10 protein-coding genes are annotated in these 12,745 nt (G+C 61.1%); 4 read left to right on the top strand and 6 right to left on the bottom strand.

Features of this window, described 5'->3' with window-relative positions:
• Positions 1-52 precede the first annotated feature (52 nt).
• Positions 53-712, bottom strand: coding sequence for a class F sortase (locus tag J2S96_RS03230; protein ID WP_306859785.1), 660 nt, complete (start codon positions 710-712; stop codon positions 53-55).
• 90 nt (positions 713-802) lie between these two features.
• Positions 803-3,154 (bottom strand): hypothetical protein, encoded by a 2,352-nt coding sequence (locus tag J2S96_RS03225; RefSeq protein ID WP_306859783.1) that lies wholly within the window; start codon positions 3,152-3,154, stop codon positions 803-805.
• A 390-nt stretch (positions 3,155-3,544) separates the two neighbouring features.
• On the opposite strand from J2S96_RS03225, the gene J2S96_RS03220 reads away from it, so the two are divergent.
• The 3 genes from J2S96_RS03220 to J2S96_RS03210 all read left to right on the top strand — a co-directional run bounded on the left by J2S96_RS03220 (position 3,545) and on the right by J2S96_RS03210 (position 6,874).
• On the top strand, positions 3,545-3,853 hold the full coding sequence (locus J2S96_RS03220; protein ID WP_306859781.1) for a lactococcin 972 family bacteriocin: 309 nt from the start codon (positions 3,545-3,547) through the stop codon (positions 3,851-3,853).
• 130 nt (positions 3,854-3,983) lie between these two features.
• A complete protein-coding gene (locus J2S96_RS03215) occupies positions 3,984-6,215 on the top strand; it encodes a hypothetical protein (protein ID WP_306859779.1) in 2,232 nt (743 codons plus the stop codon).
• Positions 6,215-6,874 (top strand): ABC transporter ATP-binding protein, encoded by a 660-nt coding sequence (locus tag J2S96_RS03210; protein WP_306859777.1) that lies wholly within the window; start codon positions 6,215-6,217, stop codon positions 6,872-6,874. Before J2S96_RS03215 ends, J2S96_RS03210 begins: the two co-directional genes overlap by 1 nt.
• A 413-nt stretch (positions 6,875-7,287) precedes the next feature.
• Here J2S96_RS03210 and J2S96_RS03205 read toward each other — a convergent pair whose 3' ends face one another.
• The 4 genes from J2S96_RS03205 to J2S96_RS03190 form a co-directional block, all read right to left on the bottom strand.
• Positions 7,288-8,133 carry a hypothetical protein gene (locus tag J2S96_RS03205; protein ID WP_306859776.1) on the bottom strand — a complete coding sequence of 282 codons (846 nt, stop codon included), beginning with the start codon at positions 8,131-8,133 and terminating at the stop codon, positions 7,288-7,290.
• A 115-nt stretch (positions 8,134-8,248) separates the two neighbouring features.
• On the bottom strand, positions 8,249-9,703 hold the full coding sequence (locus tag J2S96_RS03200) for a Fis family transcriptional regulator (RefSeq protein WP_306859774.1): 1,455 nt from the start codon (positions 9,701-9,703) through the stop codon (positions 8,249-8,251).
• On the bottom strand, positions 9,696-10,049 hold the full coding sequence (locus tag J2S96_RS03195) for a helix-turn-helix domain-containing protein (RefSeq protein WP_306859772.1): 354 nt from the start codon (positions 10,047-10,049) through the stop codon (positions 9,696-9,698). The genes J2S96_RS03200 and J2S96_RS03195 overlap by 8 nt, the downstream gene beginning before the upstream one ends.
• On the bottom strand, positions 10,042-11,133 hold the full coding sequence (locus tag J2S96_RS03190) for a tyrosine-type recombinase/integrase (protein ID WP_306859769.1): 1,092 nt from the start codon (positions 11,131-11,133) through the stop codon (positions 10,042-10,044). The genes J2S96_RS03195 and J2S96_RS03190 overlap by 8 nt, the downstream gene beginning before the upstream one ends.
• A 510-nt stretch (positions 11,134-11,643) precedes the next feature.
• Here J2S96_RS03190 and J2S96_RS03185 point away from each other — a divergent pair.
• Positions 11,644-12,741: a tyrosine-type recombinase/integrase gene (locus tag J2S96_RS03185; RefSeq protein WP_306859768.1), complete on the top strand. Its 1,098-nt coding sequence runs from the start codon at positions 11,644-11,646 to the stop codon at positions 12,739-12,741.
• Positions 12,742-12,745: the final 4 nt, after the last annotated feature.

Below are 12,745 nucleotides of genomic sequence, written 5' to 3'. Positions count from 1 at the left end.
AGTCCTGCGTCCTGCTTGACCGCGCCAACCCGCCTTGGACCGTAGCGGTTCGTCATGGCCAGGGGACTGCGGTGGCCACGGTGTTGTTGGCGAACTGGGCCTGCCCGGCAACGGCGAGGAAGGGGCTCGCAAGATCACACGTCACCACCCGCAGTATGGGCGGGCCTTCGGTGGCAAACGTATCCGCCGGCAGGGATGTTTTCGCCAGCGATTCCAAGCCGACGATCTTGTACCGGCAGGTCATGCCGGACTTGTCTGACACATAGAGGGGCATGCCCTTGGTCGCCCGGACGAGGGAAGCCATCGGAGCGGGCGATCCGTCCGGGAAGTTGACGTGCCCGGCCAGGAGGGTCGATCCCTCCGCGGCACAAACAGCCGCGGACCCTTTGTAGCGGGCAGCTTTGGTGGCGTGCGGGACCACCAGGTAGCCGGAATCGTCACGGCCTTGGTCCACGAGCCCCACTGTGAGGTCTATTCCCGGAATGGAAAGCGTGTTGGGCCGAAGGCCGGGAGTCGCGGTCGGCCCGGTGTACGTGTCCGGTTCGGCAGAAGTAAACGGCGCCAGTGCAGGTGTCTGCCGAGCCGGCGGGGGAGCGGATGGTGCTGTAAAGGCCAAGACGCCTGCAATCGCACCGGCCGCTCCCAAAAGGACGAGCGCAGTCGGTGCACAACGGTTCAGCAGGACGCGACGACGGTCGCAGGGTTCGATCATGGGATGCTCCTCGGGTGTGGGGCGGGGCGCCCGGTGGTCAGCCTGGGTGGCTGGATCCGGGTGCCCCGCGTCAATCTGACAGCGGTGCTTCTAGTCAGCGTGTTCGTCCGCTGGGAGGCTGTCCGTTCCACCTCGGCGGTTGTTGAAGTGTTTGCGGTACAAAAGCCCGGCTCCTCCAAGGATGGCCAACGCGGTGGCGGTCCCGCCTGCGAGCAGCAGCGGCAGGTTCGGCCCGGCTTCCTGTCCCGTGCCACTGCCGGGCGCGAATCCGGTGTTGACCATCAGTGCGGGCTTATTCGGGGCCGGCTCCTTTGGGGCCTGATCCTTTGGGGGGACGGTGGCTGCTTCGGGATAGGCGATAACAGTTTCGTTCTTTTCGCCGCAGTTGCCCTTGTGCAGCTGTGCGGTGAATGGCTCCTTGCCCCGGCCCTTGTCGATGGTCAGGTTAAGTTCCTCGACGTATCCGTATGTACCCTTGTGGGCGATGGTGTGGCTCGGGTAGGTGATTTCGCCTGTTTCGGTGACATCCTGATCCGTGGAGGTCCAGGACGGGTTGGCGCAGACGGCCTGGGCGGACCCGTCCGTCGAGTCGTCAAACTTGTACTGGCTCACTTTGGTGGTGACTTTGATCCCGGCGCCGGAAGGGATGGTGCCCGAGACTATTCCGATGTCGTGGGCCACGAGCGGAACGGCGCCGTTCTCCGAGGCCGTGGTGACGATCGAAGGTTTTGCGACCGTGACGGTTTCGTTGGGCAGCAGTTCTTTGCCGTCCCACGGCTTGGTGGATTCGGTACCGTCGATCTTCTCGGAGAAGTACAGATGTGCATTCAGGCCTTTGGCCCATTTCTCGGCGACGATTTTCTCCCATGGAACCTCGACGGCCGCGGTCTTGAATTCGCCGTTCCCGGTGACCTTCGTGATGACGGTATCGATGACCTCGGCGTCGGCAGGGGCGGTGTCGGTGCCGCCGGCAATGGGGGAGACTGAGGTCAGGACCACGTCCGTTGTGATGGAGAGTTCCTTATGTGGTTCGTTGCCGGTGACAGTGATGATGTCGTGGACCTTGCCGTTTTCAATGGCGGATGCCTTGGTCACTACTTCGGGCTGGTACTTCTGGATCGTCTCCTCGTTCGGATCATTGAATCCAGCGGTCCAGTCGCCACGGAAGTACTGCTGCACCCCGGTGGGCTGCGCCGCCTTGGCGAAGCGGGCCACGGGGTAGTAGTAGCCTGCTTTGTCCGCCTTCTTGTCCGCGGTCACCGTGACGTCGCCGGGTCCCGTCGCGGTGCCGGTTCCCGAAGCAAACTTCACCACCCCAGCCGGGACCTGGGCGGCCGGGGCGAGTTTGACCGGACTGTAGTACCAGTCGAGGTCGAATCGGGCTGGAACGTGGGTGCCGTTCACTAACACCCAGTCATTGGTGCTCCCGGTGGACGTGTTTACGTGCAGTACATCCAACAGTGGCTGGCTTGCTTCCACATAACGGGTGGCGGTCGATGTCGCTACAGGCTGAAAATCGAAGATCACTCTGGCATCGGCTGACGTCCCCGCGACGGGTTGGGTCCCGCCTGCAACGAGAAGGTTCTGGTACCCCGGTACGGAGTAGGTTGTCGCTGACACGCCGGGCGCGTCGATTGTCAGCGTGACGGACACTTGTCCGTTTCCGGTGGCCGCGAAGCCGGGCTGATCTCCGGTACGGACGTTGATTGACTGGGAGTTCGTTCCCGCCCATACGGCTGGCCCGTTCAGCACTGCGCGGGCCGGAAACCCGCTCAGCTTGTTCCCGGCTGCGGAAATCAGTTCCGTCGCGGTGACTGTGCCGCTGCGACCGTTCGCGTCCATCGAGAGCTTCGGCCGGGTGGAGTACGGGCCAGAATTGGCCTTGGCGTCGGCCAGCATTGCCGCGGCCTGGGCGCGGACTCCGGGCAACCGCGGATCGGATGAGTCCCGCAGGTTGGGATAGGGAGCACCCATGCCGTTCCATGGCACGTTGAACCTCGGATCCGCGAGCTCGTGTGCCAGGTATGCCAAGGCTGCATGGTTGGCAGAATCGCCCTGGTACTTCTGGATGGCGTAGTTAAGTTGTGGGTTTCCAAGGGAGCCCACGGTCCCGGACCCGGCCGGCCCGGCCGGGATCCCGACGTCAAAGCAGAATGCCGTTGGACCTCCGGCGGCGCCGTTCAAGTTCAGGGAACCCAGCCACATGGACCAATCCCCAAACCCCCGGGGTGGCGGAGCCTGGACGGTGATGCCCGATCGGTGCATGCCCGGCAGGTCGGCGGCGGCATGTGCCGCGGGCGCGGCCAAGATGCCACCGGTCCCGATGGCGGAAAGGACAAGGGCGCCGGCGGCTGTCAGAGCCCTTGTCTTGGTGAACGCCCGCCAGCTCTTTGCCTGTCCCGGCGCTGTGGCTGGGTCTCGTTCTAATCCTCTTTGACTCACTTAGCTTCCCTTCTCTTCAACCGCGCCTGATACGCGATGACCACCCCTCGGTGGTCCCGTTTGTAGAGAGCCGGACAAATCGCAGTTCGTGAAAGAAGGGCATTGCTTCAGGCCGTCGGAGGTTGAGAGAGGAGTGCCTTCAACTGTCAAGAATTTGACAGTTGAAGCGTCCAGGCGGAGTTGAAAAATTGAGGCGATTTCCTGCGCTTTTGCGCCATAAATACAGGCGACGGGCCACTAGTTCTAGTAGCAGGCCATTTGACCGTTTCTCCGAGCGGCTGAAGGGCAAGCGGGGGTGGTCCTTTCTACTTTTGGGGGCTCATCCATCGGTAGAGGCGAATCGTCTCTCCGCAAGGGCCAACTCTGGCCGCTAAAAGAATGGGGATTGTCATGAAGGTTAAGCGTCCGGTCGCCGGGGGAGTCTTGGTCGGTTTGTTGACGGTCGGCGCCGCGGCTCCTGCGTTGGCGGGAACGATCACCAACGTCGGTGGCGGCACCTGGAGTTATGGGACCGCGTTCCAAGCACCATGGTTCAAGAACGTCTGGTCTCACTACGTTCATCCGGCCGCCTACCACTCAGCTACGGCTATCGGCGGTCCGAACACGGTCAAGGTCTACGCAACCGCCAATAGCTGGGCTAAAGCGAATACCCAGTGCGGCGTCGGCGAGAATGCCGCCCAATACTGGAATACCTACTGAGCAGCAGCCATCCCAATTTGCGCGTGCCGTCAGCGCGGTTGTCGGCCGGCGGGTCCCGTTTGGGCCCGCCGGCCCGCTTGTTTGTGCGCGGCAAGCGGAAATGTCGACAAGCTGAAGGGGTGGTAATCCGATGAGGCACGTACTGCTGGGACTCGTGATCGCAGTGTGCGCTGCAACTTTTGGAGCGAGCTTCGTCAACGGAATCAATGAACAACGCACGGCTGTGGCGCGGGCGGCAGCCGATGCAGGGCAGGCGTTTTCAGTCCCGAGCGATGCAACGGATCCTGATGCAGTGCTGTCTGCGTTGCGAAGTGCAGCAGAATCCACCCGCAGCAACGTTTTCAGGACGGTGGTCGGGGTGGATGAAAACGATCGTACGTTCGTGACTCAGTACGTGCTCTTGACCCGGCCCGATACCCGCGTCTTTGACGCTGCAAATCTCTCATCAGGGAGATTCCTTACAGTCCAAGAGTCGCAGGAAGGCAACGCTTCGGTCGCATCAACAGACACCAGCCCGAACACGGTGGGCGTTCTGCGTGTCCTGGGGGAGGGGGAGCGCTTCTCGTTCCGTCCGTTACGGACGGCGTTCGACACCCTGCCTGCGCCGGGAACCTACTATGCCGAGTGCGGGCCGGCAGGGTGCGCAGCCTTTGTTGATGCAGCTGCTGCGTCACTCACTACTCACGTTGCCGGGCGGACCTTCGTGGCGTCGGATCTGCGCGCACCGAATCAGCAGTTGGTTGTCCCCACAAATGTCCCGCCGATCTACTTGCAACTCGCGGTGGCCGCCGGCCTTCTCCTCACCGCTGTGCTTGCTGTCTATCTGCAGCTGTACGAGGCAAAGAGAGCCGGCGCGTTGCGCTTGTTTGGCTATGGTGTGACCAGGGCATGGTGGACGATCACGGGGCGCCCGCTGATGATAGTCGGTGCTGCTTCCGGCGTCACTTGTGTTTCCGTCTCGGCACTTCTTCCTGGAGCGGACGCAAGGTTCGTAGCTGTTGTGGTTCTCGACCAGGCATTTGCCTTGGGCTTGATCGCCGCTGCCAGCCTGCTGACCATACCGTACGTGGCAAGGATGCGAATTTCGGACGCGTTGAAGAACCGACGTGACACCGGAGCTTTGTTTGGCACAGGAATCGTTCTGTCCGTTGCAATTTCGACTGCGCTCGTGGTGGTCGCTGCGGGCGCGTGGTCGAACGTGGATGTGATCAACCGGGAACGCGACAACCTGCGCCACTGGACCTCGACCAGCGGATACGGCGTTTTCGCTCCGATGAGCAATGGGAACGACGCAGTGGACCTGCAGACGGGCCAGCCCGGCTTTTCCGTCGTACAAGCCACAGACCTCTATGACGCACTCAGTGCCCGCGGTGCCTTGTATGTGTACGCCGCGGCTTACTCAGAGTCAGTTGTCCAGGAAAGTCGACCGGCCGGCCAATACCGATCAATGCAGGTCAACCCTGCCTACCTCCACGCATACCCGATCCGTGACACGGATGGCCGGCCGGTCACGGTCGACGAGAGTGAATCATCGTGGATCTTGCTCGTGCCGGAGCGGCTCCGTTCCCAGCAACAAGACATCGCTGCCTATTTCCAGGCCGAACGCGACAGGGCACCGTCCGCAGAGAAGGCGATCTTCCACCGGGACGTCAGCTCCACACGGCGGGATCTCCGCGTGCGGATCATCTGGACGGAGAACCGCCAGCAGATTTTCACCTTCAACCCCGACGTCTCCGCATCTTCGGGCGGCTTGGTGGAGGACCCCATCGTTGAAGTCATGACCCGCGCCAACAGCCTTGGCGTGGACCGGCTCAACGCCGTCACAGGCGACGCCGGGGCCGGACTAAAGATCCCGCTCGAAGAAGGGAGCTCCCAGGCCACAATCACCGCCCTCCAGCCGCTGCTCAAACGATTGAGCCTGGACGACAACCTTCGTCACCTGGTGACCATCAACGAATATCAGCTCGCCAGGATCGGCCACCTCCAAGAGAGCCTTCGCAACACCACGATTGTGCTCGCCGCGCTGGTGGTTCTGCTCGTGATCATCACCGCGCAGACACTGACGATCGCGTTTGAGCGTTTCGCGCGCAAGATCATTGTCCGTGGCCTGTTCGGACTGTCGACGGGACGGCGCTACCGCGAATTCATCAAGCTTGGAGCAATTGTGTGGGCTGTCCAGGGCGGGCTCGGTTGTGCGCTGGTATTGGCCGGTTTCCGGCCGTTCTCCTATGCCGATACGGGGCTGCTTTCCACGCTTACCGCGGCTTTGGCCATCAGCGCTGTCCAGGGCCTGGCCGCCGTCGTCGTCCTGTGGCTCACGGAACGGCGGCGTACTCCGAACATCCTGAAAGGGGAGCTCTAATGTCCGATGTCGTTTGCGAACTCGTGAACGTGCACAAAGGCTTTCGCGGCCATGAAGTCATCTCGGACCTGAGTCTGAAGGTGGGTGCGGGCGAAATTGTCGCCATTACAGGTCCGAGCGGGAGCGGAAAAACAACCGTCCTTAACCTGCTTGGCCTGCTTGACCACCCTGACAAGGGCGAGATCAAGTTATTTGGCAGTCAGGCCCCGCGCCCAGGTAGCCGCAGTGCACGCATGCTCCTGAGGCTGCGCCTTGGATATCTCTTTCAGAACTATGCCCTCATCGACAACGCGACCGTGACCGAAAACCTCAAGATCGCACAGACATACACCCCCGGAACGGGCAAGGAAAAAAGCGAATCCCGGGCGAGCGCGATGGAGCGGGTAGGCCTTGACCTTGATCCGAACCGCAGAGTGTACGAACTCTCAGGCGGAGAACAACAGCGCCTCGCCATTGCCAGACTCATCCTCAAACCCTGCCAGATGATTCTCGCTGACGAGCCGACAGGATCCCTCGACGCCGTAAACCGGGATCATGTCCTTGGCCTCACCAGAACTTTGGCTGAGGCTGGCAAAGCGGTCATCATTGTGACACATGACAACTCGGTATCCGGACGAAGTGATCGTGAAATCACCCTCGGCGCCGCAAGCCGCCTGTGAGTTTCTTCTCGGTACCGGAGTTCCCGCAGCTACTTCTACTCGCCACGTTTAACTGGCAACCCTGGGTATCCATGAGCCGGGAATAGCCCAGCGCCCATCTGACCGTCCGGAGAGGTCGTGCTGCTTCAGGAAAGCGCCTCAAAGCGGGCCGAGACGAGTTCTCTCATCTACTTCTACTCGTCCCACTCGAACTGGCAACCACGGGTATTCATGAGCCGGGAGTAACCCAGCGCCCATCTGACTGTCCGGAGAGGTCGTGCTGCTTCAGGAAAGCGCCTCAAAGCGGGCCGAGACGAGTTCTCTCATCTACTTCTACTCGTCCCACTCAACTGGCATGCGCGGGTATTCGTGGGGCGGGAGTTGAACGTGGGCGGGATTCTTCTTACCCCTGGCTGGCTCGCTTCCAGGAGCGCTCAGGCGGTTCCTTCGATTAGTCTTTGGAGTTTGTCCACGGAGGGCTTGTAGCCACGGCGGTTCATCATTCGGAGCATCCTGAGTCGTGGAAGGCCTGCGATGGGAGTGAGGTCATGGTCCATGATTTTGGTGGATCCGTAAAGGTAGAGCTCTTCTAACTTGGTCAGCCCGGCCACTGGCTTAAGAGACTCGATGTCGCCGTTTTCGGCAAGGCTAAGCCGACGTAGTCCTGTGCACGCTGTGAGGTCGTCGATCCTCGTCAGTTTCTTGCAGAATTCCAGCTCGAGCTCCCGGATTTCGGAGCGGCTCTGGAGTTCAGAGATATCTTCAAGCCGCGAGGCCAAGTAGATGCCGAGTCGCTGGAGCCTTGGGAAGTGCGACAGGCCCGCAAGAGAGCTCAGCCGTGGACGATCCTTCATTCGGAGGGTTTCGAGACCGACGTGTGAGGACAGCGGCTCCAAATTTTCGGGCTTGTAGGCCAGCAGGAACAAGTAATCGAGTCCGGTGACTTCGCTGATAGTGTCCCTGACCTGAGCCCAAGGCGCCCCGAGACTGCGGAGCCGGGGTAGTTCGGTGAGCCTAATCTTCAGATCAGGATGGGTGGTCACGTGCAGCGACTCCAAGGTCGGGGCAAGCGAATATATGGGCTCAAGGGTGGTTAGGCGCCGGTCGATGATTTCCAGTTCGCGGATGGGAAGCCCGCGGAGGAATTCGAGTGTCGGTTCGTTGAATCCGAGCGCATAGTTGAGAACCAGCCGGTGGGCGTGCCCTTCCTCGAAGATCCGTGCCGATTGGGCTGTCCAAGGTTTCGTCACCACAAGTTCGTCAGCCTGCTCGTTTTTCATTGCTCCCCCTCATCTCGTCGCAGATAGAACCTGCCGTATTGCACCGAAGCTTTGGCTCCAGAGGCTAGTCCATCGGGAACAAGCCGGCACTGGCATACCTTCTCTTTGTCGCCTGTTACGTCTTCACTGCGGCCACGTATTGAGCGTAGGCTGCAGCCGAATCGGTGGCGTGGCGTTCGATGGTGGTCGGGGAGTAGCCGAGGGTTTCGGCGATGATGGCCACGGGGGCGAGTTTGGTGAGTTCGTGGAGGGTTCCGAGTCGTGCGGCCCGGGTGCTGAAGATCTTGCTGAGACGGGTTGTGAGGTGCCCGGGATGGATGTGACGCCCGGGTGAGGTTCCGCGAAAGACCCATCTGGTGTTGGGGTGCGCGGCGGTCAGTTCGTGGCCTGGGTTTGCCGCGAATTCCCGCCATGGCTGCGCCAGGGTGTCTGGTAGTGCGATCTGGATGGTTCCGAGTTGAATGGTGACTAGTTCGTCCGTGACGGTGATGTCGTCCCAGGTTAGGCGTGCGATGTTTTCGGCTTGTTGTCCGAAGACGAGGATCAGGATGGCCGCTGCCCGGTCGCGGGTAGCTAGTTCGTCGGTGTGGATGACTTGTTGGAGCGCTTGGTCTTGTCCGGGCTTGGTGAGTCTTGGGCTGGTGCCGCGGCGGTGCGGAATGATGGTGAGCCCCGGTGGTGCGGCTTTGGTTTTGATGGCCCATTTGAGGAAGCGTTCAGCGATGCGCCTGGTCGTGGGCCCTTCGGCTTGCCAGACGTCAAGGTGGGACTGCTGCAGGTCGGGCAGCTTGATGTCATGACTGGTGAGCCAGTTCAGGAGGTCGATGGCAATGGTGACTTCCTGCTTGGCACGAAGAAAAGTGCCGCGCGTAACTTCGTCCATGAGGTTCATGCGCCGTTGGTGATGCCAACGGATATAGCGACGGATCACGTCAAGGTTCTGTGGGTCGCTGACGCGATCCATGGCTTGGGCAGCCCAGGTGTCGTAGCGCATCAGGAAAGCATTTCGTTGGGGGAGCACCCCGTGTTCGATGAGGAGCCCCCGGACGTATTCGCGGGTGCGTGAGTCGGGTAGTTCGTCGAAAGTGTCGTGACTTATTTTGGGCCCGGCAGCGAGGTTTCGAAGAAAGTCTGTGACGTGCTTTTGCCGGATCCAGGTCATGCCGCTGTTGGCCCGTTTCATCGACTTCAACGCCGCTGCCAGCGGGATCAGCTCCGTGGCCATGGTTCCCGTGGCCGGGTTGGTTAGCAGGTTGTCAACGATGTCGCCGAGGACGCAGGTCCAGCAGCGGCCGCCGCTGTGGAGTTCGTCTTCGGCTCCGCAGCTCTCGCAGTCGATATTGAGCCGAACGCCTGAGCAGTTGCGGCATGCCGGCTGCTCATCGATGATTCCGGGCAGGACGCCTTCGTGTCCGCATGCGCAGGTGCCACGGGTGCGTTTTGCCTGCTGATAGCAGTAGCCGCAGACTCCGCCGTCGGGCCATCGCGCGACGGTTTGGTGGTGCTGGCCGCAGCGGCCGCAGGGGACCGGCCAGCGGGTGGGGTCCTCTGCTTTACGCGGCCTACTCACCGTCTTCGGGAGCTACGAGGCGGACACGTCGTGCGATCGGGTTTCCTGGTTGGATGCCGAGGTCTTCGCTGCGCTTGGGGGCGTTCGCTGTCTCTGCCGCGCGCATTTCTACGAATGGCTCGAAGAGGTCGTTTGGTGTGCAGTCCAGGATGTCGCAGAGCGCGGCGAAGGTCCTTGCCGGAATGCGCTCCGGGGTGGAAGTGACCAACCTGTAGACCTGGCTTTCGGAAAGGTTGATGCCCCGGGATTTCAGGAGCGGCATCAGTTCGGTGGTCTTCCAGAGGTTCTGCTTTGCCATCAGGGCTCGCAGGTTCCAGCGGTAGCCGATCCGGCGCTGTTCAGGCATCTGTGTCCTCCAAGTTCGCGATGCGGCGTGCAATCATCTGCTGCACGGTTTTTTGCTTGAAGTCAGACGATACCGAGGTGTAGAGCCCGGTGGTCGAGGCGTAGGAGTGGCCAACCTGTGTCTGCACGAACGCCGGGTCGTAGCCGGCTTCAATCAGATGGGTCACGTAGGAATGCCTGAGGCAATGCAGGCCCAGTTCCTGCGGCAGGCCGACGGCATCCCGTGCGGCTGCGAACGCATCACCGAACGAGCCCAGAGACATTCGGGAGCCACGCTCACTGGGCCAAAGAGCCGAGGACCGTTCAGCGGTCGGGAACTGCTGCCGCATGCCGCCGGATGTCCAGGTCTTGAGCTGGTCCACGACCCAGTCGAACTCCGGAACGGTCAACACGGTGCGCCGTCTGGGTCCTGAGCCTGCCGTGCCTTTGGCGAATCGAACCTGGAGTGCTCCGAACCGTCCGTAGTCGCTGACGTGCGGGTTCGGGCCGAGGTCCTCTAGGTCCAGCATGGTCATTTCACGTCGGCGAAGCCCGTAGGCATAACAGACCTTGAACGCCACCGAGTCCCGGAACAGTGGCAGCCAGCGCTTGCTGCCGGCGGCATATTCCCTGTCGACAAGGTCATCGAGGTAGTCGAAAAGCCGTTGCAGTTCCGCCTTGGTGAAGGACCGTTTCTTCGCCGGGACGGCATCATCGGTCGTATGCCGTGGCGTGTTCCACTCGAAGCAGATCTGGCTCGGAATATCGCCAAATGTCCGTTCGCAGAACTCGCCCCACCCATAGCCAGGATGCGTCAGGAAAGAGCAGAACATCGCCACGGCATTGCTGTACGAACGCAACGTTTTCAGACTGATCGGCTTCTCGCCAGAACGCAGATCGGCCAGGAAATCATCGATATCGGCCGGGCGCCACTGCCACGGAAATTCACCCGTGAAGCGCTGAAAACGCTCCAGCAGCTGGCAGCGCTGCTTGATGGTCTGCGTCGTGAGGCCACGGGCAAGCATCTGCGCCCGCCAACCATCCAGCATGGCCGTGAAGACCCGTTCATCAGCCCTGAACAGCCCAATGTCCGGATCCACCAGCATCCGCGGGACGAAACCCGGAACGGCACCATTCACAACGACCCCTAAACCATGGAAACATGCATTAGATGCAGGAAACCTACAGCCGCAAGGGATCCGCGGGCAAATTCAGCCATGTCGACAGAATGGTCAGGTTCTTCGCAAAGCTTGCCTGACCTGCGAAAACGTCCGATTCGTAGCGGGACGGGAGTTTTCGCAGCTACTTCTACTCCCGTGGTTTATTCGCCGATAATCTACATTATGTAAAGTAGAACAGTGATTATTGCATCCGATGCACGATCGCCTCTCCTCTGTGCGCGACTTGCCGCCACGCAGTCCTTCATCTCCCAAAAGCGCCTTTGAACTGCGGAAACACTTCATACGGAGTCGGCGGAGGGCACTCCTGAAAGGATCGACGGGGCGCGTAAAGCAACATGACGTTTGACTTTGAATGCCTCGTTGAGCCGCGGATTTGCGCGACTCCTGCATTAATTGCATGATTCTTGCATCCAATGCAATGCTTCAGGAGGCTTCATGGCGGTCGATTCAGCGGGACGGGTGCTAGATTTCGGCTCAGTGCGTTTCCTTCATCCGGAGGATGTCGTGTTCACCCAGATGCTCACCGGTTGGCGGAATCAGCAGCTGAGCAGGAATCTGTCGTTTGGCACTATCGAAGGCCGGGAGCGGCTGGTGACGCGGTTCCAGGAGTCCACCAATGAGTATCCGTGGCAGTGGACGCCGGCACATGTTGACGAGTTCTTCGGAGATCTGCGCAGCGTGAAGCACGCGGCCCAGTCCACGATCCGGAGTTATCAGGCCGCGCTTCGGGCATTCTGCTCGTACGTAGCCTCACCTGATTATGGCTGGGACCGAGTCTGCGAGCAGTATTTCGGGACGCACCCTTCGCAGGTCTGTCTCGACTGGAACACCGCGGTCCATGCCCAGACCAACGAATCGGATCCTAAGCGGCGGCCGTTCACCAGGCGGGAGCTGCAGGCCTTCTTTGACCGGGCCGATGACGAGGTGGACAGGATTGCGACGCTGGGCCGCAAGGGCTGGCTACCGGCCTACCGCGACGCTGTCCTGTTCAAGGTGGCCTACTGCTGGGGTCTGCGTCGCAACGAGGTCAGGCACCTGCAGACTGTCGATTTTGCTCGGAACCCGCACGCTCGGGAATTCGGCAAGTACGGGGTTCTGCAGGTCCGGTACGGGAAGGCCATGAAGGGTTCACCGCCCAAGCGCCGTAGCGTCCTGACCGTGTTCGACTGGTCCACGGAAATCGTTGCCGACTGGCTGGAACGCGGCCACCCGCACATGACCGACGGCCTGGACCTGTTCCCTTCCGAACGGGGCACCCTCGTTTCGGAGACGGCGCTGAACCGAAGGTTCAACCGGTACTGCGAGGACCTCGGCCTCTCCCCCGGCCTGGACATCCACTCGCTGCGCCGCTCCTACGTCACCCATCTGATCGAATCAGGCATGGACGCTTTGTTCGTCCAGCACCAGGCCGGGCATGAGCACGCCTCAACGACGGCCCTCTACACCTCCGTCTCCAGCGACTACAGAGTCAAAACACTGCGCCGTGCCCTGGACTCCACGATCCGGGACGCACTGGCCGGAATGGAAGACTGAACCC

This window comes from Arthrobacter bambusae (genome assembly GCF_030812595.1).
Lineage (GTDB): Bacteria > Actinomycetota > Actinomycetes > Actinomycetales > Micrococcaceae > Arthrobacter > Arthrobacter bambusae_B.
The sequence above is the reverse complement of the archived record's forward strand: the minus strand, read 5'-3'. Positions and strand labels throughout refer to the sequence as shown.

Coding starts and splice junctions, on each gene's coding strand:
- J2S96_RS03230 (WP_306859785.1), bottom strand. CDS start 712: ATGATCGAACCCTGCGACCGTCGTCGCGTCCTGCTGAACCGTTGTGCA.
- J2S96_RS03220 (WP_306859781.1), top strand. CDS start 3,545: ATGAAGGTTAAGCGTCCGGTCGCCGGGGGAGTCTTGGTCGGTTTGTTG.
- J2S96_RS03215 (WP_306859779.1), top strand. CDS start 3,984: ATGAGGCACGTACTGCTGGGACTCGTGATCGCAGTGTGCGCTGCAACT.
- J2S96_RS03210 (WP_306859777.1), top strand. CDS start 6,215: ATGTCCGATGTCGTTTGCGAACTCGTGAACGTGCACAAAGGCTTTCGC.
- J2S96_RS03205 (WP_306859776.1), bottom strand. CDS start 8,133: ATGAAAAACGAGCAGGCTGACGAACTTGTGGTGACGAAACCTTGGACA.
- J2S96_RS03195 (WP_306859772.1), bottom strand. CDS start 10,049: ATGCCTGAACAGCGCCGGATCGGCTACCGCTGGAACCTGCGAGCCCTG.
- J2S96_RS03190 (WP_306859769.1), bottom strand. CDS start 11,133: ATGCTGGTGGATCCGGACATTGGGCTGTTCAGGGCTGATGAACGGGTC.
- J2S96_RS03185 (WP_306859768.1), top strand. CDS start 11,644: ATGGCGGTCGATTCAGCGGGACGGGTGCTAGATTTCGGCTCAGTGCGT.